The 23,737-nt window shown below is 35.0% G+C and carries 27 protein-coding genes and 2 pseudogenes; 8 read left to right on the top strand and 21 right to left on the bottom strand.

What is annotated here, in order from left to right; translation table 11 throughout:
* The first annotated feature begins 12 nt into the window (after positions 1 to 12).
* Complete coding sequence (locus tag QNJ66_RS21235; protein ID WP_300510528.1) at positions 13 to 237, top strand: hypothetical protein; 225 nt, start codon at positions 13 to 15, stop codon at positions 235 to 237.
* Positions 238 to 242: 5 nt separating this feature from the next.
* Here the strand turns inward: QNJ66_RS21235 and glmS are convergent, their stop codons facing one another.
* From glmS to QNJ66_RS21185, 11 genes and pseudogenes are all read right to left on the bottom strand, one after another.
* A complete protein-coding gene (gene glmS / locus QNJ66_RS21230) occupies positions 243 to 2,129 on the bottom strand; it encodes a glutamine--fructose-6-phosphate transaminase (isomerizing) (RefSeq protein ID WP_300510526.1) in 1,887 nt (628 codons plus the stop codon).
* 306 nt (positions 2,130 to 2,435) lie between these two features.
* On the bottom strand, positions 2,436 to 2,633 hold the full coding sequence (locus tag QNJ66_RS21225; RefSeq protein ID WP_300510524.1) for a type II toxin-antitoxin system HicA family toxin: 198 nt from the start codon (positions 2,631 to 2,633) through the stop codon (positions 2,436 to 2,438).
* Positions 2,626 to 2,859, bottom strand: coding sequence for a type II toxin-antitoxin system HicB family antitoxin (locus tag QNJ66_RS21220; protein WP_300510522.1), 234 nt, complete (start codon positions 2,857 to 2,859; stop codon positions 2,626 to 2,628). The genes QNJ66_RS21225 and QNJ66_RS21220 overlap by 8 nt, the downstream gene beginning before the upstream one ends.
* Positions 2,860 to 3,061: 202 nt before the next feature.
* Positions 3,062 to 3,458 (bottom strand): annotated as a pseudogene (locus tag QNJ66_RS21215) (VapC toxin family PIN domain ribonuclease).
* A gap of 5 nt (positions 3,459 to 3,463) precedes the next feature.
* A complete protein-coding gene (locus QNJ66_RS21210) occupies positions 3,464 to 3,748 on the bottom strand; it encodes a hypothetical protein (protein ID WP_300510520.1) in 285 nt (94 codons plus the stop codon).
* A gap of 265 nt (positions 3,749 to 4,013) precedes the next feature.
* Complete coding sequence (locus tag QNJ66_RS21205) at positions 4,014 to 4,430, bottom strand: PIN domain-containing protein (RefSeq protein ID WP_300510518.1); 417 nt, start codon at positions 4,428 to 4,430, stop codon at positions 4,014 to 4,016.
* Positions 4,431 to 4,676, bottom strand: coding sequence for a hypothetical protein (locus tag QNJ66_RS21200; RefSeq protein WP_300510516.1), 246 nt, complete (start codon positions 4,674 to 4,676; stop codon positions 4,431 to 4,433).
* 62 nt (positions 4,677 to 4,738) lie between these two features.
* Positions 4,739 to 6,466: a TaqI-like C-terminal specificity domain-containing protein gene (locus tag QNJ66_RS26270; protein ID WP_366146305.1), complete on the bottom strand. Its 1,728-nt coding sequence runs from the start codon at positions 6,464 to 6,466 to the stop codon at positions 4,739 to 4,741.
* Between the two features lie 96 nt (positions 6,467 to 6,562).
* A complete protein-coding gene (locus tag QNJ66_RS26265) occupies positions 6,563 to 8,521 on the bottom strand; it encodes a hypothetical protein (RefSeq protein ID WP_366146304.1) in 1,959 nt (652 codons plus the stop codon).
* A gap of 4 nt (positions 8,522 to 8,525) precedes the next feature.
* Positions 8,526 to 8,942 (bottom strand): putative toxin-antitoxin system toxin component, PIN family, encoded by a 417-nt coding sequence (locus tag QNJ66_RS21190; protein WP_300510574.1) that lies wholly within the window; start codon positions 8,940 to 8,942, stop codon positions 8,526 to 8,528.
* On the bottom strand, positions 8,932 to 9,153 hold the full coding sequence (locus tag QNJ66_RS21185) for a hypothetical protein (RefSeq protein WP_300510515.1): 222 nt from the start codon (positions 9,151 to 9,153) through the stop codon (positions 8,932 to 8,934). The genes QNJ66_RS21190 and QNJ66_RS21185 overlap by 11 nt, the downstream gene beginning before the upstream one ends.
* Positions 9,154 to 9,450: 297 nt before the next feature.
* On the opposite strand from QNJ66_RS21185, the gene nifJ reads away from it, so the two are divergent.
* The 6 genes from nifJ to QNJ66_RS21155 all read left to right on the top strand — a co-directional run bounded on the left by nifJ (position 9,451) and on the right by QNJ66_RS21155 (position 15,027).
* Positions 9,451 to 13,089 (top strand): pyruvate:ferredoxin (flavodoxin) oxidoreductase, encoded by a 3,639-nt coding sequence (gene nifJ, locus QNJ66_RS21180; protein ID WP_300510513.1) that lies wholly within the window; start codon positions 9,451 to 9,453, stop codon positions 13,087 to 13,089.
* A 69-nt stretch (positions 13,090 to 13,158) separates the two neighbouring features.
* Positions 13,159 to 13,437: a hypothetical protein gene (locus QNJ66_RS21175; protein WP_300510511.1), complete on the top strand. Its 279-nt coding sequence runs from the start codon at positions 13,159 to 13,161 to the stop codon at positions 13,435 to 13,437.
* Complete coding sequence (locus tag QNJ66_RS21170) at positions 13,415 to 13,591, top strand: hypothetical protein (protein WP_300510509.1); 177 nt, start codon at positions 13,415 to 13,417, stop codon at positions 13,589 to 13,591. The genes QNJ66_RS21175 and QNJ66_RS21170 overlap by 23 nt, the downstream gene beginning before the upstream one ends.
* A 150-nt stretch (positions 13,592 to 13,741) precedes the next feature.
* A complete protein-coding gene (locus tag QNJ66_RS21165; RefSeq protein WP_300510508.1) occupies positions 13,742 to 13,927 on the top strand; it encodes a hypothetical protein in 186 nt (61 codons plus the stop codon).
* Positions 13,912 to 14,208 (top strand): type II toxin-antitoxin system RelE/ParE family toxin, encoded by a 297-nt coding sequence (locus QNJ66_RS21160; protein WP_300510506.1) that lies wholly within the window; start codon positions 13,912 to 13,914, stop codon positions 14,206 to 14,208. Before QNJ66_RS21165 ends, QNJ66_RS21160 begins: the two co-directional genes overlap by 16 nt.
* Before the next feature lie 24 nt (positions 14,209 to 14,232).
* The gene (locus tag QNJ66_RS21155; protein WP_300510504.1) at positions 14,233 to 15,027 is read left to right on the top strand and encodes an Rpn family recombination-promoting nuclease/putative transposase; all 795 of its coding nucleotides are present in this window, start codon (positions 14,233 to 14,235) and stop codon (positions 15,025 to 15,027) included.
* A gap of 111 nt (positions 15,028 to 15,138) precedes the next feature.
* Here QNJ66_RS21155 and QNJ66_RS21150 read toward each other — a convergent pair whose 3' ends face one another.
* From QNJ66_RS21150 to QNJ66_RS21135, 4 genes and pseudogenes are all read right to left on the bottom strand, one after another.
* The gene (locus QNJ66_RS21150) at positions 15,139 to 16,998 is read right to left on the bottom strand and encodes a restriction endonuclease (protein WP_300510502.1); all 1,860 of its coding nucleotides are present in this window, start codon (positions 16,996 to 16,998) and stop codon (positions 15,139 to 15,141) included.
* 161 nt (positions 16,999 to 17,159) lie between these two features.
* Positions 17,160 to 17,492 (bottom strand): annotated as a pseudogene (locus tag QNJ66_RS21145) (XisI protein).
* A gap of 101 nt (positions 17,493 to 17,593) precedes the next feature.
* Complete coding sequence (locus tag QNJ66_RS21140) at positions 17,594 to 18,175, bottom strand: HMA2 domain-containing protein (RefSeq protein ID WP_300510500.1); 582 nt, start codon at positions 18,173 to 18,175, stop codon at positions 17,594 to 17,596.
* A 26-nt stretch (positions 18,176 to 18,201) separates the two neighbouring features.
* Positions 18,202 to 18,759: a YqeG family HAD IIIA-type phosphatase gene (locus tag QNJ66_RS21135; protein ID WP_300510498.1), complete on the bottom strand. Its 558-nt coding sequence runs from the start codon at positions 18,757 to 18,759 to the stop codon at positions 18,202 to 18,204.
* Between the two features lie 384 nt (positions 18,760 to 19,143).
* Between QNJ66_RS21135 and psbA the strand changes: the two genes are divergently transcribed.
* Complete coding sequence (gene psbA, locus QNJ66_RS21130; protein WP_300510496.1) at positions 19,144 to 20,205, top strand: photosystem II q(b) protein; 1,062 nt, start codon at positions 19,144 to 19,146, stop codon at positions 20,203 to 20,205.
* Positions 20,206 to 20,297: 92 nt separating this feature from the next.
* On the opposite strand, the gene QNJ66_RS21125 is transcribed toward psbA, so the two are convergent.
* The 6 genes from QNJ66_RS21125 to QNJ66_RS21100 all read right to left on the bottom strand — a co-directional run.
* A complete protein-coding gene (locus tag QNJ66_RS21125) occupies positions 20,298 to 20,684 on the bottom strand; it encodes an SET domain-containing protein-lysine N-methyltransferase (RefSeq protein WP_300510494.1) in 387 nt (128 codons plus the stop codon).
* A 14-nt stretch (positions 20,685 to 20,698) separates the two neighbouring features.
* Positions 20,699 to 21,568 carry a formyltransferase family protein gene (locus QNJ66_RS21120; RefSeq protein WP_300510492.1) on the bottom strand — a complete coding sequence of 290 codons (870 nt, stop codon included), beginning with the start codon at positions 21,566 to 21,568 and terminating at the stop codon, positions 20,699 to 20,701.
* A 60-nt stretch (positions 21,569 to 21,628) separates the two neighbouring features.
* A complete protein-coding gene (locus QNJ66_RS21115) occupies positions 21,629 to 22,312 on the bottom strand; it encodes a LapA family protein (RefSeq protein WP_300510490.1) in 684 nt (227 codons plus the stop codon).
* A 16-nt stretch (positions 22,313 to 22,328) separates the two neighbouring features.
* On the bottom strand, positions 22,329 to 22,790 hold the full coding sequence (gene aroQ, locus QNJ66_RS21110; protein ID WP_300510489.1) for a type II 3-dehydroquinate dehydratase: 462 nt from the start codon (positions 22,788 to 22,790) through the stop codon (positions 22,329 to 22,331).
* An 11-nt stretch (positions 22,791 to 22,801) separates the two neighbouring features.
* Positions 22,802 to 22,945, bottom strand: a complete 144-nt coding sequence (locus tag QNJ66_RS21105) for a hypothetical protein (protein ID WP_300510487.1) — start codon at positions 22,943 to 22,945, stop codon at positions 22,802 to 22,804.
* A gap of 281 nt (positions 22,946 to 23,226) precedes the next feature.
* Positions 23,227 to 23,737 (bottom strand): transposase (locus tag QNJ66_RS21100; RefSeq protein WP_300510485.1); only part of this gene is annotated, 511 nt, incomplete at its 5' end.

The raw sequence follows: 23,737 nt of genomic DNA, 5'->3' as shown, positions 1-23,737 counted from the left end.
AGAAAATTAACGATGAAAACTCAATCTGAAGTTATCAAAAAAGGGTATCAAGCTTTAATCGACTCTCTAGGAGTTGTTGATACCCTGTGTTTTATTCAATATTTAAAATCGGGAGAAGGTGACTATACAAAAGAACGTCATCAATGGTTAGAAAATCAGTCAGTTGATGATATCTTTAAAGAGATAAGACAACTTCCCCAAGACGATTTAAATGAATACAATGAAATAATAAAATAGCTTTATTATTCCACTGTAACACTCTTAGCTAAATTCCGAGGTTGATCGACATCTAACCCTCTTCTTGCAGCAATATGATAGGCTAATAATTGTAAGGGAATGACGGCAATAATGGGAGATAAAAGTTCATCTACATGGGGAACAAATAACAAGTCATCAAAGGTTGCTCTCGCCTCATTATCATCAACAGGAGTAACCCCAATTAACCTTGCATCCCTGGCTTTTGCTTCTTGTGCATTGGATAATACTTTATCATGAACATCTCCTGGCATGGCAATAGCAACTACAGGAACTTTAGAATCTAATAAAGCAATGGGACCGTGTTTCATTTCCCCTGCTGGATAGCCTTCTGCATGAATATAACTGATTTCTTTTAATTTTAATGCCCCTTCTAAAGCAATAGGAAAATTAATCCCTCTGCCTAAGAAAATAAAGTCTTGAGTATCAATAAATTCGTGTGCTAATTCTTCGATTTGTTTTTCTTGTTGGCTTAAAATTAGTTCGATTTGATTGGGTAATTCTCTTAACCCTTTAACTAAACTTTCTAACTTATCGAAACTTAAATGTTTACGACGATAAGCTAACTCTATTCCTAAGCAATAAAAGCCCATTAATTGTGCAATAAAACTCTTAGTTGCAGCAACTCCAATCTCAATCCCTGCTTGAGTATTAATAATCCTATCTACCATGTGAGCAAGGGTACTTTCGGGACGGTTAGTAATGCCTAAAATTCGTGCATTGTATGGAGATTCTAAGCCCATTCTGCGCTGTTTTTCCATCTCTAATGCAGCTAAAGTATCGGCGGTTTCTCCTGACTGTGTTACACCAATAGTTAGGGTATTTCTTAACATCGGTGCAGGAGAATAACGAAACTCTGAAGCATACTGTACCATTGTGGGAATACCTGCTAACTGTTCCAGCAAATATTTACCTACCATACTAGCATTCCAACTGGTCCCACAAGCAACAATTTGAATATAATCTACGTTGTCACAAAGTTCACCGGCTAAACCTAAATTAATAGGGCTTTTTTCTTCTGCTTTTTCAACACTCCAACTCGCATCTAAATAGGTTTCTAAACAACTTCTAACCACGGAAGGTTGCTCATATATTTCTTTGAGCATGAAGTGACGAAACCCTTGTTTTTCAACAGTAGTAAAGTTCCAGTCGAGGGTTCTAGGTAGCTTTCTCAGACGTTTTAGGTCAAAATCGTAAACTTCTACGCCGAGGGGGGTTAAACGGGCAATTTCACCGTTTTCCAGGGATAAAACTGCATGGGTATGAGGGACTACTGCAGTCACGTCGGAAGCGCAGAAAAATTCCCCTTGGCCAAAGCCAATAATTAAGGGTGCTTGATGTCGTGCGACAATGATTTCATCGGGGTAATCTGCACAAATAACGGCGATCGCAAAGGACCCATTGAGACGATGGATCGCTTTTTGGACAGCTTCTAATAAGCCATCATAATCGAAGGTTTCGGGTAGATATTGGGCGATTAAATGGGGTATTACTTCTGTATCGGTTTCGGAGGCAAACTCACACCCATTATTAATTAATTCCTCCCTTAATTCTTGATGATTTTCGATAATACCGTTCTGCACAACGGCCAATCTTTGGCTATTATCACGATGAGGGTGGGCGTTATGTTCTTCGGGTTTACCGTGGGTGGCCCAACGGGTGTGACCAATACCCATTTGCGAGGGGTTGACTTCTCGTTCTAATTTTTCTCGAAGGTTATAGAGTTTGCCTTTGGCTCGAGTACAGTGGATATTACCTTCTAATACTGTAGCAATACCGGCTGAGTCATAGCCTCTGTATTCTAGTCGTTCTAAACCGTCGATTAAGACATCGGTTGCTGTTTTTGTGCCAATATAGCCCACAATTCCACACATAATTTTATATATAGCTTAGATGATTAATTGATTAATTTTCGATGATGATGCTGACAATGACCAGGGTTCGATGATTAATAGATGACTTATCTGATGGTCATAGGCTACATAAGACGTGATTTATGTCTTTTCTGTTTCAATATCAAACTATTGCGCAATAGTTGGGCAAGACTGATGATAAATTAATGTTAAAAATGCTTGCTTTTGCTTGACTTGACATGATATTCTTTGCATGGTGGAAAAAGTGTGCGCTTACAAACTCTGTTTGTGAGTCAAGGAAGAGAAGAAATAAAACAGTACCCAAACTCAAGAATTTTCAATTGCATTTAAGACTTGCTTAACAATTTTGGGGTGTAATATTTTTCCTGAATGAAAAGGGATAACAACTCTGATATTGTCTTTAAAATAGATCCGATGACTTCCTTGACTTCTTATTTGGACAAAACCTGCATCTAACAACAGTTTTTCAGCTTCTTTTGCAGTTAATCTGGGAAGTTTAGGCAACTTTTACCTCCATCGTCATTGTTATAATTTCTTGACTTAATCTTTCTGTTTTTTCTTCCTCGGACAAAGTGGATAAATAAAGTTCTATTGCTTCAGTTATATTAGTTTTAACTTCTTCTATGGTGTCTCCTTGGGTTTGACACCCTTCTAGTTGTGGACAATATGCGTAATAACCATATTCATCTTTTTCGATGACAACATTTATTTTATAAGAGTCTTCAATCATGATTATTATCTCTATTTTGTTGACCTTAGTTACTTTACTATAGCGCAACAGTTAGGTAAGACTGATGATAAATTAATGTAAAAAATGCTTGCTTTTGGTTGACTTGACATGATATTCTTTACATAGTGGAAAAGGTGTTCGCTTACAACCTCTGTTTGTGAGTCAAAGAAGAGAAGAAATGAAACAGTCCCCAATTATGGAGTTATCGCTGAGGGAAAAATACTCGATTAAAAGGTTTTTTGCGATAACGTCGATAAACATCAAAGTCTTTATCTAAAGTAGCAATCTCTGATATGTTTAATCTTTCGGAGATGACAATAAGGGATAAGTCAGTAAAATTGACTAATTCTTTGATAATCTGATGGAAGTAAATGTTCACAAATAAATGCTTCTTTTTCTAATGCTAGTAAAAACTCATTTTGTACTTGAATATTAGGTGATAGTAACCACATAACTTCTGTGACACAAGCAATAGTAGTAATTAGTTGACTGTTACAAGTGTTAAAAAAATCCAGAACTTGTTGATGATAATAATCTTGAATATCATAAAAAGCAACTATAATTCCTGTATCTATTAAAATAAAAGGATAGTTATTCATTATTTTTATTTATGTCTTTTTTGGTGTTTTTCTTTGATTTTATCTGCTATTATTTTTTTACGAATATCTCTATCTGATAAATTTCCAGAACTTTCTAGTAAAAAGTTAGGATAACCTCCGATTTTTTCTAGAACTGTTTTTTGTTGTTTTTTATTTGTTTTTACTGAATTATCCATTGTTTCAGGTTCTATTTTTGATTGTATAAACTCGATAAAGTCTAAAACTTGTTGTTGTTTATCAAGGGGGAGTGTATCTATTTTTTCTGATGCGATTTCTGAGATTTTCATCATATTGACACTATTTCCTCTGTAACTACAATTTATCATATTCGTTATTGTGGGCGATCGCTGTTTGTTTTGGCAACTTTAGGGATGATGGGTTCATAATACTATAGCGCAACAGCTAGGCAAGATTGATGATAAATTAATGTTAAAAATGCTTGCTTTCGGTTGACTTGACATGATATTCTATACAGAATGGGAAAGGTGTGCGCTTGTAACCTCTGTTTTTAAGTAATAGAAGAGACGAGATGAAACAGTCCCAACAACATTGCAGTTATTTGAGTAAACGAATAAATCCAGCTTGTTCAAAATGATGATCAGTTGTTAATGCTTCAGAAAGTTTCATTTCTTGCATAAGTACAAAACTAGAACAATCTACTAAACTCCACTCTTTATCGACACGATTTATCAATAGTTCCCATGCTTTTGTATCTAAGTCACTACTAATATGAATGACTTCTATATAGGGTGATGACTTAAGACTTTGAATCAAGGAAATTGTTGTTTTTCTAGGAATGCGTAAAGGACTTGTCAATAATGCAACTAATTCAGTAATAATATAGTTAGTTGTGATTATCTTCTGCCCATTTTGACGAGCTATTTGATATAATTGTACAGCTAGAGGGTGCAATGGTTGAGAACGATCTAAAATATTTGCCCAACCAGACGTATCAGCAAAAATAGGTGTCATTTATTGATTATTATTGTTATCTAATACTGCTTGTCCTAAATATTGATCGTGTTTTTCAGACCAATCTGACCCTTGACTATCAATTATACCAATGAAGGGTTCTAAGGGGTCATTCTCTAGAGAAACGAATGAGTTTTCTACACATTCCATAATTAAGCTTTCTGAGGTTTGACCTTTATTTTTGGCAATTTTAGTTATGGTTTCATATAAGTTATCGGGAATGGTAAGACTGACTATTTTACTCATGATGTTTTTTAGCTTTTATTATCTATTATAAGCATTTTTTGTTAATTTGTCTTTGATTTTGCTTATTTTGTTAAACCACCGTCTACTATAGCAATCTCTTCGGGGGTTAATCCATATAATTCATAGACTATTTTATCTATTTCTGACTCTAAGTGACTGACATCTGTATCAGGGTTATTATTTTTTATTTTGATTATTTTATTGACTATTTCTGTAATCTCAGTGTCTTGCTTATTTGTTGCTTTTGGGATAGGAAAATGTTTCATAAAGATTCTACTGGGTTCATAAAAATCATTTTGTAATTTTGCTAATAATTGAGTAAATAACCACATAACAACATTTGAATTTAAAACTCCTAATAAATATTTTGAATCACTAGAGATAATAAATGCTTTTTGATTAACTAAATAATTATGTTCATCCCAAGCAAATTCATTTTGTTTGCAAATATTAGGATATATTATTTTGTTATTTTCAAATTCACTATAATAACTTGCTGCATATCTTTGTAAAGCATACCATTCATATCTAATACCTGTTTCTGCTTTATTTCTAGCTGATAGTTTATCTTTAAACTGATAAAGATGATTATAAATAGCAGGATATTGATATTGAAATGCTTCTTCTGCTTGCATAGAAGCACCAACAATACTATTATCTTCATGTAGTGGAAAATGCCAAGGAATAAAAATTAACCATAACTCAGGATTATTAATAACCCATCGTTTAACATCTCTTCCTCTTAAAAACGGTTTTAAAACCTCTGCGGAAGAAGAATGTTCAGTAATTAATCTATTTCTAGTTTCTTTGTTAATAACAAAAGCTTCATTAAACCCTGTTTTAATACCATAATAAAACCTCCCGTCAACATATTCCCCTAATGGTATTCCTGCATTTCTCAACTTATTTAATAACTGTAAAACGTCTGAAGATTCTAACCTCCATCCTTCTGACATTAAATCTTGTTGCTGTAGAGTAAAACTATCTTGATCTAAAATAGTCACAAAATCATCAATAGAATTATCTGTTTTCCAGTTTAAAACATTAATAGTTTGACTTTCTTTTAACAAGGTTTCAGCTTGTGTTACGATGATACTAGGATAAGCGATCGCTTCTTCAAATACTGGTGCATCACCAAAGTCTATTAAAGTATGAATAGTGGTGTTTGTTGTTAAAAATGAGCGCAATTTTTCCCCATATCCTGAGCGAAAGTATTTATTAGAAGAAATATAAGTTAATATCCCTTGTTTCTTGAGAATATTATAAGCTTTTTCATAGAAATAAACGAATAAATCAGCAACTCCTGTGTAACAGCTATATTGTTGTTTCAAATAAGGTTTAAACGCTTTAATTTCTTCTTGACGAATATAAGGAGGATTACCAATAATGATATCAAAACCAACAAAATCACCTTTATTATTTAACACTTCTGGAAATTCAAAACGCCATTCAAACGCATTTTGATATAACTTACCGCTTTCTATCTCTTCTAACTCAACGGTTAACTTATCTATGTCATTTTGTAACTTGGTCATCTTCTTTTCTTTCTTTTTCTTCTCTGTCTTTGTTTCTTCAAATAATGCAGTTTGATTCTGTAATAAATATAAATCAGATTCTAACTTTCTCAGTTTAACCTTTTTAGGATCAGTACCATATAAAGTTGTTTTAAAATTCTCCTTTATTTTTGTAATCAATCCTTCCATTTCTCGCTTTTCTTGCTTACTTTTTGCACTGCGATAAGTTTGTACAGCATTTTGATAAGTATTAATGTCTGACTTACTCTTACTCAATGCTACTTTTAAATCTGAATCTAAAGGAAAACGACTAATTAAAGAATTACCGCATTTAATATTAATGTCAATATTAGGTAAAGTTTCTAACTCATTTTACCCTTTATAATAAGCATTTTTCAATAACTCTATCCATAACCGTAACCGACAAATTTTAACCGAGTTGGGATTAATATCTACCCCAAATAAACAATTTTCGATAATAGTCTGTTTCTCATGAAATAAAGTTTCTTGTACCCGTTGACTTTCCTTATTCTTAGGATTATATTCAAACAAACTTTCGTTATCATCTTCAATGACTAACTCATCATTAACCACTTCTATCCTATAGTCTCGTAAAGTCTTACCCTCTTTATCTTGTAATATTTTCAATTCACTTTTTATTGCAATAATTTCATTCAAAGCAGACACCAAAAAATGACCGGAACCCACCGCAGGGTCACAAATTTTTAGACTATTTATAATCTCGTTTGCTTCTGCTTTATCATCAATCCTATTATAAAGATCATTAATGGTGTTACAGTTCCATTTTTTCACCTCATTAAACTTGTCAACAACTCCCCGTCTTATGGTTTCTCGACACATATACATAGTGATGAAACCAGGAGTAAAAAATGAACCATCTTTATAACCGTTTATCTTCTCAAAAATTAAACCCAAAACCGACGCATTAATTAACCGTTTATTATCTTCCTGTATTGCTTCGGAACCCTCACTACTAAAATCATAAGCATCTAAAAACTCAAATAAATATTGTAGTGCATTTAAGTTTCCTGTGCGTTTTTTTCCTGCCTTATCTTTTAATACTGTCCCCGAAAAAATAGGTAAATTTTCTTGTTGAAGATTACTAATAACAATGGTTTCGTGTTCTAAGTTTGTTGGTTCAAATAAAGAACTATTGAGATAGGGAACCTTACCAAAATTTTTCTTGATATCATCATTTCTTTGACTATTTTCGCAAGCTAAGACATTAAAAAAGAGAAAATTTAAGTCAGAATAGTCTTTAATCTTCTCTAAACTTAAAAAAGCAAATGACTTATCTCCTTGATGATAATTAATAAGTTGTGCTTCTAATAACTTTAAAAAGAGAATACGGTTAACCCAAGTAATCACCAACTCTAAACTAACATTAAAAAGTTGTTCGTCTGTACCGTCTCCAAACTGTTCAAGATCACTAATTCTTGAGAGTTTATCTAACCCTTGTAGTTGAGTGATTGTATTTTCTATTAATGATCCACTGTTTCTTTTTGCTGCTTTATTTCGTTTAATTAACTTCTTATTTTTCTCCTTAACCTCGATCAAACCAATAATATATAGTAACTCGTTATAAAATTCTTTGTCTAAACTATTACTATCATTGAGAAAGGGTAACTTTAATAAATGTTCAGGAGAGAATAACTTATATAAGTCCCGTAACTGTTTCTCATTGTCTATACCTTCCCGTAGATTAACATAAACAAATTTTAATTCTTTTTCTTTTTCACTGATAGCAGGTTTAGCAATATCTTTATAGAAAAAGTCCGTACTTGTACCGCTTAACTTTTTATCGATAAACTCATTAAACTGTTTAACTAAAGCTTTATCATCATAAAATAATTTTTCAAACTCTTGTGCATCAAAAATGAACCACTCATAAACATTAGTAATAATTAAATGTTTGACATGAATATTATTTCCTGTAATTCTTTCTCGAAAGAAATATAAAACCAACTGCTGTAATGCTTTGACATTAAGCTGCTCTAAATTTGGCATTTCATTGATATTATTGGTTTTCTTACACTCTATAATAACCCCAACTGTACTGGTATCACTTTTATCAGTGTGAATCACTAAATCATTACTAAATTTAGTATTAATAAAATAATTATCTTGATAATAAGTATCTTTGAGAAAGTCTCGCAGTAAATTTTTATTATATTCTTCTGATTCTGTGTCCTTGATATTATCTAGTAATTGGTTTAAATTACGTTTAAACTGCTCGAAATGTTGACGAGTGGGTTTAACTTTGAGGAATGCTTTATTTAATGATTGATGGGGGGATAAGAAGTTAGACATCGGGTTACTCATCATAAAGTTTCAAGAAGTGGTTAACAGTAATAATAGGAATGCTTCTAAAAGGATTTAAGATCAATAAATCTTCATCTCCTGTTATTATACAATTAGCTTTACCACTTACAGCCAATTCTAAAAATTGATTATCTTTTGAGTCTCGACAAATATTAATAGAGTCTGTGACTGTAACTAATTCTGATTTTTCTATAAATTTAAGAATAAACTCTTGTCTTTCTTCTATGGTGAGATATTTATCAAACTTCTTTCTTTGTAAAACTTGGGTTATTTCGTCTAATGTTTGCTCAGAATATAGAGTAATTCCAATATTTTCTACTATTTTAATAACTTTAAAAGCAGAAGATTTTTTAATCAGTAATGCACTGACTAAGACATTAGTATCGATCACAAAACGTTTATAATTCATCATTTAAAATATTTTCTAAAATTTCAGGAGTCAAGCCTCGTTTTTCTGCTTGGTCAGCGATTTCTTCCATTACTTCACTAAGACTTTTTTGAGAAAAATCCTTATTCAAAAATAGTTTAATAATTGTACTTATTTGTTCTTGCTTTTTACTATCAGACTCCCGATAAGCTTTAGCGATTTCTTGATCAACCTTAATATTAATTGTTTCCATAATGGGCTTCTTAATTTTAGATGATTTTTGTACTTATTATTATAACAAAACTAATGGCTAAAATAACTGTATTAAAAAAAGATAATAAATTGTTCTTTCTCTTGGATTATGTTCGATCATAAAAGTAGAAGTCTCATCATTAACCCCCATGACAAAACCCGTTCAAAAATAACCACTATGTTGTATTAATCATCCCCCAGAAATTAATCGTTTTCTGATATTTCTTCCCAAACTTGTCAAGTCTTTGCAACAAAAATTACCACTTCAACTGATCGATCGCTAAATAGAGAGAACACCATGAACAGTAAAACCTACGCTACCATCGATGGCAACGAAGCAGTTGCCAGAGTTGCCTATCGTCTCAACGAAGTGATCGCCATTTATCCCATCACACCCTCATCACCTATGGGAGAATGGGCAGACGCTTGGGCCTCTACAGACAAACCCAACCTTTGGGGAACTGTCCCTTCCATCGTGGAAATGCAAAGCGAAGGAGGGGCAGCCGGGGCAGTCCACGGATCGTTGCAAACAGGGGCCTTAACGACCACATTTACGGCCTCTCAGGGCTTATTATTGATGATCCCCAACCTCTACAAAATAGCCGGGGAACTAACCGCAACAGTGATCCATGTAGCAGCGCGATCGCTCGCATCTCAAGCCTTATCTATTTTCGGAGATCATGGAGACGTAATGGCCGCCCGGAGTACCGGTTTAGCCTTGATCGCCTCTGCATCCGTGCAAGAAGCCCAAGACTTCGCAGCCATCACCACCGCAGCCAGTTATGAGTCAAGAGTAGCTGGAATACACTTTTTTGATGGGTTTAGGACATCCCACGAAGTACAGAAAGTAGAATTATTAGATGATGGGGTACTGCGATCGCTGATCAAAGACGAATGGGTGATCGCCCACCGCAATAGGGCCTTAACCCCCGATCGCCCCGTTATTCGGGGAACAGCACAAAACCCTGATGTTTACTTCCAGGCCAGGGAAACAGTAAACCCCTTCTATGCAGCTTATCCCGACATTTTACAGACAGCTATGGATAAGTTTGCCCAACTCACAGGAAGGCAGTATAAGTTATATGAATATTATGGAGATCCTGAAGCAGAAAGAGTAATAATTTTAATGGGTTCCGGTTGTGAAACAGTCCACGAAACCGTAGATTATTTATTGAGTCAAGGGGAAAAAATAGGAGTCTTAAAAGTTCGCTTATATCGTCCCTTCGCTGCTGAAAAATTAATTGCAGAGTTACCCAAAACAGTAAAAAAAATTGCTGTATTAGATCGTACAAAAGAACCTGGAGCAGCAGGAGAACCTTTATACGTAGATGTCATAACAGGGTTCATGGAAAATTGTCAACAAATGCCCCTACCAAAAATTGTTGGAGGTAGATATGGTTTATCCTCCAAAGAGTTTACCTCAGCTATGGTTAAAGGAGTATTTGATAACCTAGCATTAGATAACCCAAAAAATCATTTTACTGTTGGTATTAAAGACGATCTAAGCAATACCAGTATTGATTACGATCCTAACTTCTCCACAGAACCAGATAACGTTGTCCGAGCAATCTTTTATGGTTTAGGATCAGATGGAACAGTCGGTGCTAATAAAAACTCAATTAAAATTATTGGAGAAGAAACCGATAACTATGCTCAAGGATATTTCGTTTACGACTCCAAAAAATCAGGCTCAGTTACCGTATCTCACCTAAGGTTTGGAAGCGATCCCATTCGTTCAACCTACTTAGTTAATAAAGCCAACTTTGTTGCTTGTCATCAGTGGGAATTTTTAGATAAATTTGATCTCTTAGAACCTGCCATAGAAGGATCAACCTTTCTCATTAATAGTCCCTACAAACCCGAATACGTCTGGCAACAGTTACCCCGTCCTGTGCAAGAACATATTATTAACAAAAACATCAAAGTTTATGTTATAAACGCCTACGAAGTAGCCAAAAATGCAGGGATGGGAGGCAGAATAAACACAGTAATGCAAGTATGCTTCTTTGCCCTTGCTAATATCCTCCCCAGGGAAGAAGCGATCGCACAGATCAAAAAATATATCCGCAAAACCTACGGCAAAAAAGGAGAACATATCGTCGAGATGAACATGAAAGCAGTTGACGCTGCCTTAGACCATCTCCATCAAGTAACTATTCCCATCACCGTAGATAATAACGCCCCCAATATCGATCATCCCATCCCAGACACAGCCCCCGCTTTTGTCCGAGATGTCTTAGGTAAAATGATGGCCCGACAAGGAGAAGACATCCCCGTAAGTGCCTTACCCTGCGATGGAACTTACCCTAGTGGCACCGCAAAATGGGAAAAACGTAATGTTGCCCAAGAGATACCCGTCTGGGAGGAAGATGTCTGCGTTCAATGTGGTAAATGTGTTTTAGTTTGTCCCCATGCCGTTATTCGTTCTAAAGTGTATGAAGAAACAGCCCTTACTAATGCCCCGGCCAGCTTCAAAAGCGCGCCAGCTAAAGACTTAGACTGGAAGAAAACAGAACTCAAGTTTACCATCCAAGTCGCTGCCGAAGACTGTACCGGTTGCGGTGTTTGCGTTGATGTCTGTCCCGCCAAAAATAAATCCCAACCCAAACTAAAAGCCATTAATATGGCTCCACAGTTACCTATCAGGGAACAAGAACGGGAAAACTGGGACTATTTCCTATCTATAGCCAATCCAGACCGCAATACCCTGAAACTCAATAAAATAAGCCATCAACAGATGCAAGAACCCTTATTTGAGTTTTCTGGTGCCTGTGCAGGATGTGGTGAAACCCCTTATCTGAAGTTAGCCACTCAGTTATTCGGCGATCGCATGGTAGTGGCCAACGCAACGGGATGTTCTTCTATTTATGGCGGTAACTTACCCACCACTCCCTGGACTCATAACCAAGAAGGAAGGGGTCCAGCATGGTCTAACTCTCTATTTGAGGATAACGCAGAATTCGGTTTAGGGTTCCGAGTTTCCATTGATAAACAGGCAGAGTTTGCTATGGAGTTGGTGAAAAGTTTAGCCTCTGATATTGGAGAAACCCTAGCGCAAGAGTTATTGGAAGCAAAACAGAGAGATGAAGCAGACATCTTTGAACAACGGGGACGGGTTGCTATCCTTAAACAACGGTTATTAGAACTGTTGCGCAACAGTAACTTAGATGAGTCTGGCCAAGCTAAAATAACCATGTTGCAGTCCGTAGCAGACTATTTAGTTAAAAAGAGTGTTTGGATCATCGGTGGTGACGGTTGGGCCTATGATATTGGTTACGGTGGGTTAGACCATGTGTTAGCCAGTGGACGCAACGTTAACATTTTGGTCATGGACACCGAAGTTTATTCCAATACAGGGGGACAAGCTTCTAAAGCCACACCTCGCGCTGCTGTTGCCAAGTTTGCTGCTGGAGGTAAACCGGCACCCAAGAAAGACTTAGGGTTAATGGCCATGACCTACGGTAACGTTTATGTTGCCAGTGTTGCTATGGGTGCAAAGAATGAGCATAGTATCAAAGCCTTTTTAGAAGCAGAAGCTTATGAGGGTGTATCCTTGATTATTGCCTATTCTCACTGTATCGCCCACGGTATCAATATGACCACTGCTATGAGTTATCAGAAGGAGATTGTAGATAGTGGACGCTGGTTATTGTATCGTTATCATCCCGACTTAATAGGAGAAGGAAAGAACCCCTTACAGTTAGATATGAGAAGTCCCAAGATTCCCATTGAACGAACAATGTATCAAGAAAACCGTTTCAAAATGTTAGCCAGAAGTAAACCAGATGCTGCCAAAAAACTACTAAAAGAAGCGCAAGCAGATGTTAATACTCGTTGGCAAATGTATCAATATTTAGCTGCCAGGCAGTTAGAAATAAGTAACGGGAATGGACACAGTAAGGCCGCCAATATTGAGGCTGAAACTTCTGTCAAGTAGGTTTCGTTTCTGATGGTTTAGGGTGGGTTTTTATAACTCACCCTATTATTAACTATTTTTCGGTAAATTATGCGTTTCGACTGGGATGATCGAAAAAGTAAACTTTTGGAACAAACAAGAGGCTATGCTTTAGAAGACATTATCAGCCTCTTTACAGGTTACTATATTGAAAGAATAAAAAATGATAATCCTGAACAATTTATCGCTATTGGTTATCTAGGAAATACCCTCTTGTCTGTTATCTATGAGATTCGCTATGATGAGGAGGGAGAATATATTTGGTTAATTACCTATTGGAAAAGTACCAAACAGGAGAGAAAGCTTTATGAAAAAGATTTCAATCGATGAACTTGAACAAAAAATTGAAGCAGGAGAGGAAGTCATTGATCGTTATTTTGATGCTTCAACTACTAGAGTAGGAAAAGTTTATACAAAAGTTTCTAGGAGAAAACACAGTCAAAACAAACAAGAAAATAAAGTCAAAGTGAATGATCTTAAATGATTTATGATTTAGCTGATCTTGTAGGTTGGGTTGAGAGACGAAACCCAACATAACTTATTCTTGTCTTTTATATTTATAGGTTGGGTTGTACTTCTTTTTGAATTTAATGCTAGAATAAAGTTCATACTGTTACCTAATGTGTAAAGTGTCATGAGTAACAAAGAAGCCGTTATCGAACTGGTAAAACGTTTACCATCAGATGTTTCCTTAAGAGAAATTGCTCAAGAAATTGAATTTATTGCAGCAGTACAAGAAGGACTGGAGCAAATTGATCAAGGAAAAGGTATTCCCATAGAAGACGTTGAAAAAATGATAGATTCATGGACTACCAAGTAATTTTTTCCCCCAAAGCAGTTAATGATTTAGAGAAAATTGTTGGTTATATTTCGATTAATAATCCTGAAGCAGCAAAAAGAATAGGCCAGCAATTACTCAGTAAAGCTAAAGAACTAAGTAACTTTCCATTGAGAGGTCAAATAGTACCTGAATTGAATAATCCTAACCTACGTCAATTAATTCTTAAACCCTATCGTATTATTTATCGAGTCGAAGAATCTAAGAAACAGATTAGTATCGCTAGATTTTGGCACTCATCAAGAGAAAGTTTAGAATTATGATAAAGTGCGATCGCTTGTAAAACTATGTACGACAATATTTGTAAATTTATAGTTGAAGAATTTTCCGAAGATATCGCCACTTGGCTATTAGGAGAACCTATTGAGTTAGTAGAATTAAGTCCTAAAGAACTATCTCTCGAACCAATACGGGCCGATTCTATTATTTTACGTCAATCTAATGATCTTGTACTACACACAGAATTTCAAACTAATACTGATGTTAATATCCCCTTTAGAATGGCAGATTATCGGTTAAGAGTCCATCGTCGTTATCCTAACAAAATAATGACTCAAGTAGTCATTTATCTCAGAAAAACAGCCTCAGAATTAGTGTATCAAGATACTTTTTCCTTAGAGAAAACAACCCATCAATTTAATGTAATTCGTTTATGGGAACAACCAACAGAATTATTCTTTTCATCTCAGGGTTTATTACCCTTTGCTGTCTTGAGTCAAACCGAAAATAAACTAGACACTTTAGAAGATGTAGCTAATCAATTACAAAAAATTAACAATAGTCGAGTTCAAGCTAATTTGTCAGCATCAACTGCTATTCTATCTGGGTTAGTATTAGAAGAGAAGGACATTCAACGAATTTTAAGGAGTGACATCATGAAAGAGTCAACCATGTATCAAGCCATTTTACGAGAAGGTAAGGAAGAAGGAATGCAAGAAGGTATTAAAGAAGGTATCAAAGAAGGTGTAGAGAAAGTTGCCTGTAATATGATAGAAAATGGCTTAAATATCGAACTAATTTCTCAATTAACGGGTTTATCTCTTGAGCAAATTCAACAATTACAAGCAACTCAAAAAGAATAATGTATAACAGGAGTGGACATAAGGCTTAAAAAACCGTTAAGTAGGTTGAGCTTGTAATTATTAAGGGTAAGTTTTTAATCACTTACTCTATGCTTCTATAAATTCAGGAAGTCAAGTTTTGGATAAAACTGCTTTACTAAAATAAATTTCAACATCTATTAAATCATTATCAGATAAGTTTTGAATATTATTTTCTAATTCTTTAATCTTGGTGATAGCAGATGATTTAATTTCTAAATAATGGTTTTCTAGGTTAATTAAGATTTCCTTTTCTTGAATTTCATATTGAGTATTGCCATAAGACATATCTAATCTTAGTATTCCTTGTGATGAATTTTCAAGAATTCTTATGTTTTTACGAGTAGTATTTTTTATATTTAAAGAGCTGTTAGTAATTGTCATTTTTCCTGTCTCCAGATAGTCAAAAAGTTCGTTTATATACCGCAAATCATTATCGGAAGTAGGAAAATGAATGTTTAAATTTAGTTCTTTATTAATTTTCTGAATTTTTCTAAAGATATTTAATGTATTGTCAGCTTTTTCTATGTCGTCAAATTTTTCCATTGCTTTTCCACGATCAAACAAAGCACTTTCAGCATACTCTAGTGAAAAAATACTTAATTCTGCTCCTTTGTTTATCAAAGTGATTAGTTCAAAAAAATTAATAACTTTTTGGATATCGTGATGTGAGGAGATAGAAGTAAGATCAAAGTAATCAACATTATAAATATTAACTTTGTTATTTAAAAAACTAACAATCATTCCTATTTCACAAAGTAAGAATGTGCTACTTATTTTAAACTCCAATTCTAATTTTCCCATTCTTACTATTGATAAATTGGCAAAATCAATAGAAAAAACTTCAACATTGTCTTGAGTTAAGATTATTTTAACAGGAACTTTTTTATCTGGAATATTAGGAATAATTTGTAAATTACCATCCATTTCAGGGAGAGAAATTTGATCATCCCAAACCCATTTATATTCTCCTGGTAGTAATTCTATATTTCGACCTTCATTAATTAAAGATAAATATTTATTTTGACCCTTAATTCCACCTGGAGATTTATCAAAAGTAAGAGTTCCTATCGGTACAGTTTGTTTAGCTTGTATTACAATTCTTGTTATCTCAGAATTGGCAGATAGATTAATTTTTAAAAGTGGATTTTTGCTTTCTATATCATTAATTATCTTTTGGAAAAGTTCAGGAGCATTATCTAAAGTTGGTGATACTAAAAGTTGATGTTGACTTAGTTGCTTTGATAGTTGTTTAATTAATTCATTAGTTTTATCTAATTTTTCATCATGTTTATCTAATTTATTTTCTAAAGGTTTGAGAGATTCCGTATCTATAACTTTTTTGAATCCAAAAAACTCTTCAATGAGTTCTGGAAAAAATTTAATTCTTTGAGTTAAATCTACACCAATTTGTTTTTCTCTAGGGGGATACCATTGTCGAGCAAATTCTAGCAAATTATAATCAATTTCAGGGTTTTTCTGAATCTTAAGATGCTTTTTTATAATTTCCTCTACATTTTGTAACCAATGACTTTCAGTATCTATAAAATCTTGAGCAGGTGCTGTAATATCTGGAACTACAAAAAATATAATTTTATCTGGTTTAATAGGTATTTTATCATAAAAAACATTACAATAAAGTTTAGCCAGTTCTGCTTTAATTTGAGTTAAACCTACATTATTTGAGTAACATTTACATTGTATTAACTCTTTTGTTCCATCAGTTTTTTCTATAACAATATCTCGTCCTGCATCTCCAGTTTTTCCGTAGTAAAAAACCTTTGCATCAGGATTTTCTTTACAAAGAAGTAAATATGACAAGATTTCAAACTCATCAGAAGACAAACTATTAAAAGGTAAAGAATGTTGATTTTCTAACCAAGCAGGATATGTCCGATTATCTGATATTTCTTTTCTTGCTTCTTCTGTACTTAAAACTATGTTTCTTGTCATATAATTTTCTTTGATGTGATTACTAAGACTTTAATATAGTTAAAATTTACTGTAGTTTTTTATATTATAGCCAATTTTTGGGAATTTGCCCACGATTTTAGTGCGATCGCTGATCTTGTAGGTTGAATTAAGAGACGAAACCTAACATAAAACATAACTCTTTAATTAACTGCATATTCGGTAAATTGTCGCTTAAAAGGAGGATGAAAACCAATAACAATATCTGATTTAGGAACACCATATTTAACTAATTATTCCCCTATTTCTATTTCTGTTCCATTATGTTGAATCCATATTTTATCATTCTTAATATCTAAATGTAAAATACAACCATAAATCCAATTATCATTTTTCCAACCCACATTAACAATTTGATAATGATGTCTAATGGTATCAAAAATCAATTCAGTTTCAATATCTTTATCTTGGCTAAATTGAGCATACTCTTGCAATATTTTTTGTATAATAGAGCTATATTTTTCTAATTTATCCATTGTTTAATAACCTCCTCAGTTGGCTTATAGATAATCAGTTTTAATTGATAATATCATTCACCTAATTCACGGTAAAAGATTGACTAACTAAAATGAATTATTTAGATATCTTGAGAATTTTGTTCGGTATTTTGTAACTTTATAAAACTATCAAAAGCATACCAAGCTAACACATACCAAGGAATTGTTTCTAATTGCCATCCTTTTAAAATTAATTGTCGCCAAGCTAATAAACCAAAACCTAAAGGTACAATCACCCCTAAATCAACCATATTATTACTCCCTTGTTTAATAACCTGGTTAACCTTATTACCCATTTGATTGATGTGGATAGCAGTTTTTGAAGAACTAGGTATAAAAGGTGAGGAAGTTATGGATTTTTCAGAAAAAGTTAACCCCAATTTTTTGAGTTGCTCAATAATTTCTACAGTATTAATTGAGTGAGAATCATAAAAAATAGTAAGACTACCAATCTCAATATTGATCCTCACTTTTTCAATAGCTAAGTGATTGTCAAGACTAACAACCATTAAATTGACTTCCTCCCTAGAATGTCCAGATAAATCCACTCGTAGGCGAATTCGACCTGGAGTAAGACTGAGAATCTGAGTAACCATCAAATCATCAGTCTCAGATGATGGGACTAAACCAAAAGAATTAGAAGCTAATTGTGAGTTATTCATATCTAGTCTCCTTTGTTTTCTTATATTTACTTTTTTCTCTTTTTATGTCGTTTCATAAACTTATGTTGCGAAGACATCAGAGAAATCCCAAGTTTTTGAGACAGCCAAACTTCAAAATTATGGATAGGATAGGAACGAGCAGCGATCGCAGGATCAACCATTGGTTCAACGAGAATAGTAAACATTCCCAGACGGTTTCCGGCCAAGACATCCGTAAATAAGCGATCGCCCACCATGGCCACTTGAGGAATGGGTAACTCCATAGCGCGGATAGCTTTTCTCAGTTTCCGTCGAGAGGGTTTTACAGCCCCTAATAAATAGGGTAACTCTAAAGAGTTAGCAATACGGCCAATACGATTTTCACTGAGATTATTACTCACTAACCAAATAGGAGTTTGTTGGTGAATGTGCTGTATCCATTGTTTCAAGTCTTCAGATACGTGGGCTTTTTTGAGGGGAACCAGGGTTTCATCTACATCTAAGACTAACCCTTTAATGTGATAATGATCCAAAACGTCTTGGCTTAAACCAAGGATGGTATCCCCTAAAATCAAATCAGGCTGTAAAAGTTTGGCCTTAGACATAAATTTTTAATTAACAGTAAAGATAATGGGCTGAATAAGTGTCTCTTTGTCTACTTGTTAGAGGTTAAGTTGATATAATGAGCCTTAACCTCTTCGTTTAAATAACTATTGACCCCTACTATTTCCTATTTTACTGGATTTTCCTACCCGACAATCAATCATTGTCCCTGGACTTTTGCGATTGTTAAATTATTTACATTTATTTAATAACTCGTTGTTTATCTTTACAAAAAACAATAAAACTTCATTTTTAGGAAATAAAAATATACAAAAAAAAGTGGATCATTGTCAACGAATGTAAATATACTTGTACATAACAAGGTCAGGTAATCATTGATACAATCTGTCCTCAAATTATTGTTGTTATTTCGTTATTATTCAGCCATGACAACTACTATACAAAGCCAAAATCTTTCCCCATGGGAGCGGTTTTGTCAGTGGATAACTAGCACCAATAACCGTCTATATATAGGTTGGTTCGGTGTTATTCTTATCCCGACATTATTAAGCGCCACCATCTGTTTTATCATTGCTTTCATTGCTGCACCTCCCGTTGATATCGACGGCATTCGTGAGCCGGTAGCCGGATCATTACTGTATGGAAATAATATTATTTCTGGAGCAGTAGTTCCTTCTTCCAATGCCATCGGTTTACATTTTTATCCCATTTGGGAAGCAGCATCCCTCGATGAATGGTTGTATAATGGCGGTCCTTATCAATTAGTCATTTTCCATTTTCTCATTGGTATTTTCTGCTGGATGGGAAGACAATGGGAACTGTCTTATCGTTTAGGAATGCGTCCTTGGATCTGCGTTGCTTATAGCGCGCCTGTATCCGCAGCTACTGCTGTCTTCTTAATCTATCCCATTGGACAAGGTTCTTTCTCCGATGGTATGCCTTTAGGCATCAGTGGGACATTTAACTTTATGTTCGTTTTCCAAGCTGAGCATAATATTTTAATGCACCCCTTCCATATGTTAGGAGTTGCCGGTGTGTTTGGTGGTGCGTTATTCTCCGCTATGCACGGTTCCTTAGTCACCTCTAGTTTAGTTCGAGAAACCACAGAAACCGAATCCCAAAACCGCGGTTATAAGTTTGGACAAGAAGAAGAAACCTATAATATTGTGGCTGCTCATGGTTACTTTGGTCGCTTAATCTTCCAATATGCCTCTTTTAACAATAGTCGTGCCTTACACTTCTTCTTAGGTGCTTGGCCAGTTATTGGTATTTGGTTCACTGCGATGGGAGTTAGTACCATGGCCTTTAACCTTAACGGATTTAACTTTAATCAGTCTGTGTTAGATTCTCAAGGTCGTGTAATTGGCACCTGGGCCGATGTTCTCAACCGTGCTGGTATTGGGATGGAAGTGATGCACGAGCGCAATGCTCATAACTTCCCCTTAGACTTAGCTAGTGGAGAGCTAACTTTAATCGCTCGCAAATAAATATTGATTGATTGAAACCCTTATCTAACCCCATCTAAAATATTGAGATGGGGTTAATTTTTTCTTGATAGGCCAATAATCTGAGTTAGATTTTAGTCAGTGGAATGTATGTCAAGATATTCCTCAAAATTTGCATAGCATAATGTTACCTCTTCACCAGGTTCAATATTTTTTGTAGCTATCCAATGACACCACAAACCAACCTCATTTTCAACCCAAGAGACTTCAGAATTAGGATCTTCACTATGATTAGATAATGATACTAAACCAAAAACAAGATATGCTTTGTAAACAGAACTATCAGCATACTCATCAACCTGGACAAAATAGTATTTGAATACTTCTGTTCCGTCTATCTTGCATATTTGTTCATGGGGAATAACACTAACAGGAGCTATTTCAATCACTGTCCCTTTTAGTATTTGTTGGGTGCATATAACACCTCGTCCTTTGTCAAGGATCTTTTGAATCTCAATCATTGGTCATTTTTTCCCTATAAAGAGTTTTTCATCGATAAATAAGATTGTTCTGCCTGTCTTTGTTTTTCTGGGGTAAAATCCTTGATTAAGAAATTTGGCCCCAATAATTCAGGGTTAGGAGAAATTCCAACTTGAATAGTTTCACTGTCAGCTAAAATATCTTGAGCAGTTTTCACATATAAGTCAAAACCAAGCAAGTAGCTGTAAGCTTTGAGATCCCAGATAGAGTCAAATTGAAATGGATTCATAATTCTCTGCGCTCTAATAATTTTTCCTGTATCTACACCTTCGTCGATGTAGTGAATAGTAGTGCCAGCAGCTTTTTTAAATTCAGATACATTTTCTTGAATAGCAATATTTTCTATAGCATACATTCCTCGGGCAAAAGGTAAGACAGCAGAATGACAATTAAAAACTTGAGAATTCGTCAGTTCTATCCACCATGACTTCAGTATTTGAGTCGCACAAACAAATATAAAGGTAGAAGATTTTTCGGAGACTTCAATCAGCCACTCTTTCACATTATTTCCATTCAAATTATCCCCCAAACAAAAAGTTTTATCATACCCAGTTACAGAATACTTAGCAACCCCATAATTCGTGATCATAGATTTTTCTGTTTGATCAAAAGATGGATATAAATCAGCAATTTCTTGAGATAAATCAGCAATTTTTTGAGGACTATCAACTATAAAATTGTTTAAGTCAAAGTACCGATTATGAAAATCTTGTCTAGCTTTGAGTACATTTTGGGATTGAGGTTCTTCTTTGACAATTACTCCTTGAAATTCTGGCATATTTCCGAAAGCATCAACCCACTTGGATACTAAATAAGAACAAATAATACTTGCATCAGTTACAAGATAAAACTTTTTAGAATTCATAAAAAAGTAAAAACCCAGAATTTCCACTAACAATCATAGTAGGACAAGAGTGAAAGATATTCAAATCCAATTTTCTTCATTGTCCTCATCTTCATCATTAGGCTCTTGAGAAGCTCTATAAGGAGGGGTGATAACACGATACTGAGCATCATAAACTTCCTTACGAGGTTGAGGAGATGGGGGCTTTTCTTTCGGTTTCGGGGGTTCGGGAGATGGTTGAGAGGAGGCGCGCGAGCTTAATTCTCCATAGGTGTAGGAATAGACGGTTCCTTCTTGAGAGACTGCTTTGGGGGGTTTTTGTACTTCAAACTCTGAACGTATATCTTCAACTTTATCTGGTTGACGGGGAATTGTATTTTCTATAGGTGGTTCTTCAATATCCCACTCATCTTCCTCTTCTTCTATGCTCTGTTCCCATTCTGGTGGTGGAGAAGTTTCCCAATCAGATTTTTTAGTTTCAGGTCTAGAATATGGGGTTTCAGGGGGTTCTGGGGTACGGGGACGACGGTTACGGGGTGGTTTAGGGGACAAAGAAACAGGCGATCGCGTTAAAAATTGAATCAGTAAACTGGTAATGATTCCTGCTACAGTAAATAGAATGATCCAAATGCCCAATGGAAGTTGCAGTGAAAATAAAGCTGTGTTACTGTCAGTTCCCAAAAAATAAAGGGTAATGGGTTGCTGATTTTGTAACAGACTAACAACTGTCCCAATTAACATTAATGCTAATACAATTAACCGCATCGTCTCTTCAATATGGTTATTCTTGGTTAAGATAATGGTGCAAAGCTTCTAGTCCTAAGAGATAACTATTTGCTCCAAAACCGCTAATTTGTCCTACTGCAATAGGAGCAATATAGGAATGATGACGGAAGCTTTCTCTTTGATAAATATTACTTAAATGAACCTCTACTGTTGGTATTTTAACGGCTGATAGAGCATCTCGAATAGCCACGCTAGTATGAGTATAAGCTGCTGCATTAATCACTATCCCTTGATGTTGCCCCAAGGCGGTTTGAATGGCATCCACTAAGATTCCTTCTTGGTTAGATTGGACTATGGATAACCTATAACCCAAAGATTCCGCCTTCTCAGTTAGAAGACGGTTAATGGTTTCTAAGGTCACAGAACCATAGATTCCTGGTTCACGAACACCCAACATATTAAGGTTTGGCCCGTGAATGACCAGGAGACTTAATTTTTTGAAAGATTGATTGGACACACCAAACCCACTTATCGATGACGGCGACGCTGGGGGTCGTTAACTGGAATGGGGATCAGTTCGGGTTCGGGTTCGGCTTGAGGGCCTAATAACGTTTCAATTAGCTTTTGTGCTAATTCTTTTAACTTTTCTAGAACTTTATCTAAATAGTCCATCAGGCACAAGGCTCCTGTGATATAGTTGCTTCCCTTGAATCGTTTGTCAACTGTTTAACAGACCGTTAGGCTTTGATTTTGTTTACAGGTCTTGGTGCAGTTAAGGACAAACATGGGTGATTGACAAGTTTATATTTATATTAAGCATAACATAAAATTTTTCAAGATGGGCTATTCACATCTTTCAGCTTCGCTCAAACTAGCTACCTGAGTTCGGTGTTAGGAGTTCGGAGTTCGGAGGTTGCTAAGCATCTAAATTACTATATTGACATACTCCCCCGTTAAACTGCGTTGTAACGGGGGATTCTTTCCACATCACTGCTAGAAATTCCTTGTTCAACGAGACGACTTAAATGCTCAATGTTACCATTGAGAACCCAGAGGTCGGACTCTCCCAAGGCGTTTGGGTCGGTTTCTGTATGCCCTACAGTACCGTTGAGATGTTCTCCCAAGTATTTCAAACCCTTTTTAAGAATATTAATTGCTGCATTATGATCCCTATCTAAGACTGTTTTACAGTTTGGACATTGATGAGTTCTGGTACTTAATGATTTCTGAACTCTTGTGCTACAAACTGAACAGTCTTGAGTGGTGAAATGGGGAGGCACAGCAACACAAACGATGCGATAAATCTTAGCAAAATAATTCAACCATTCAGTGAATTGATACCAAGAAGCATCAGAAATAGATTTAGCAAGTTTACGGTTTTTAACCAAGTTTCTAACTTTTAAAGCTTCATAGACCACCAGATCATTAGACTGGACTAACGCCAAAGCATCTTTAATTGCTCTG

Origin of the sequence: Crocosphaera sp. (assembly GCF_030064895.1) — a bacterium.
Lineage (GTDB): Bacteria > Cyanobacteriota > Cyanobacteriia > Cyanobacteriales > Microcystaceae > Crocosphaera.
This window is presented reverse-complemented; position numbering and strand designations above follow the sequence as displayed.

Bases quoted from the DNA above. Each gene is read 5' to 3' on its own strand.
- QNJ66_RS21200 (WP_300510516.1), bottom strand. From the start codon at position 4,676: ATGAGTAAAATAGTCAGTCTTACCATTCCCGATAACTTATATGAAACC.
- QNJ66_RS21155 (WP_300510504.1), top strand. From the start codon at position 14,233: ATGTACGACAATATTTGTAAATTTATAGTTGAAGAATTTTCCGAAGAT.
- QNJ66_RS21105 (WP_300510487.1), bottom strand. From the start codon at position 22,945: ATGGACTATTTAGATAAAGTTCTAGAAAAGTTAAAAGAATTAGCACAA.
- psbA (WP_300510496.1), top strand. From the start codon at position 19,144: ATGACAACTACTATACAAAGCCAAAATCTTTCCCCATGGGAGCGGTTT.
- QNJ66_RS21165 (WP_300510508.1), top strand. From the start codon at position 13,742: ATGAGTAACAAAGAAGCCGTTATCGAACTGGTAAAACGTTTACCATCA.
- QNJ66_RS21210 (WP_300510520.1), bottom strand. From the start codon at position 3,748: ATGATGAAAATCTCAGAAATCGCATCAGAAAAAATAGATACACTCCCC.
- QNJ66_RS21160 (WP_300510506.1), top strand. From the start codon at position 13,912: ATGGACTACCAAGTAATTTTTTCCCCCAAAGCAGTTAATGATTTAGAG.
- QNJ66_RS21125 (WP_300510494.1), bottom strand. From the start codon at position 20,684: ATGATTGAGATTCAAAAGATCCTTGACAAAGGACGAGGTGTTATATGC.
- QNJ66_RS21190 (WP_300510574.1), bottom strand. From the start codon at position 8,942: ATGAATTATAAACGTTTTGTGATCGATACTAATGTCTTAGTCAGTGCA.
- QNJ66_RS21220 (WP_300510522.1), bottom strand. From the start codon at position 2,859: ATGATTGAAGACTCTTATAAAATAAATGTTGTCATCGAAAAAGATGAA.
- nifJ (WP_300510513.1), top strand. From the start codon at position 9,451: ATGAACAGTAAAACCTACGCTACCATCGATGGCAACGAAGCAGTTGCC.
- QNJ66_RS21185 (WP_300510515.1), bottom strand. From the start codon at position 9,153: ATGGAAACAATTAATATTAAGGTTGATCAAGAAATCGCTAAAGCTTAT.
- QNJ66_RS21135 (WP_300510498.1), bottom strand. From the start codon at position 18,759: ATGTCTAAGGCCAAACTTTTACAGCCTGATTTGATTTTAGGGGATACC.
- QNJ66_RS21235 (WP_300510528.1), top strand. From the start codon at position 13: ATGAAAACTCAATCTGAAGTTATCAAAAAAGGGTATCAAGCTTTAATC.
- QNJ66_RS21175 (WP_300510511.1), top strand. From the start codon at position 13,159: ATGCGTTTCGACTGGGATGATCGAAAAAGTAAACTTTTGGAACAAACA.
- QNJ66_RS21120 (WP_300510492.1), bottom strand. From the start codon at position 21,568: ATGAATTCTAAAAAGTTTTATCTTGTAACTGATGCAAGTATTATTTGT.
- QNJ66_RS21150 (WP_300510502.1), bottom strand. From the start codon at position 16,998: ATGACAAGAAACATAGTTTTAAGTACAGAAGAAGCAAGAAAAGAAATA.
- QNJ66_RS21115 (WP_300510490.1), bottom strand. From the start codon at position 22,312: ATGCGGTTAATTGTATTAGCATTAATGTTAATTGGGACAGTTGTTAGT.
- QNJ66_RS21170 (WP_300510509.1), top strand. From the start codon at position 13,415: ATGAAAAAGATTTCAATCGATGAACTTGAACAAAAAATTGAAGCAGGA.
- QNJ66_RS26265 (WP_366146304.1), bottom strand. From the start codon at position 8,521: ATGTCTAACTTCTTATCCCCCCATCAATCATTAAATAAAGCATTCCTC.
- QNJ66_RS21205 (WP_300510518.1), bottom strand. From the start codon at position 4,430: ATGACACCTATTTTTGCTGATACGTCTGGTTGGGCAAATATTTTAGAT.
- glmS (WP_300510526.1), bottom strand. From the start codon at position 2,129: ATGTGTGGAATTGTGGGCTATATTGGCACAAAAACAGCAACCGATGTC.
- QNJ66_RS21140 (WP_300510500.1), bottom strand. From the start codon at position 18,175: ATGAATAACTCACAATTAGCTTCTAATTCTTTTGGTTTAGTCCCATCA.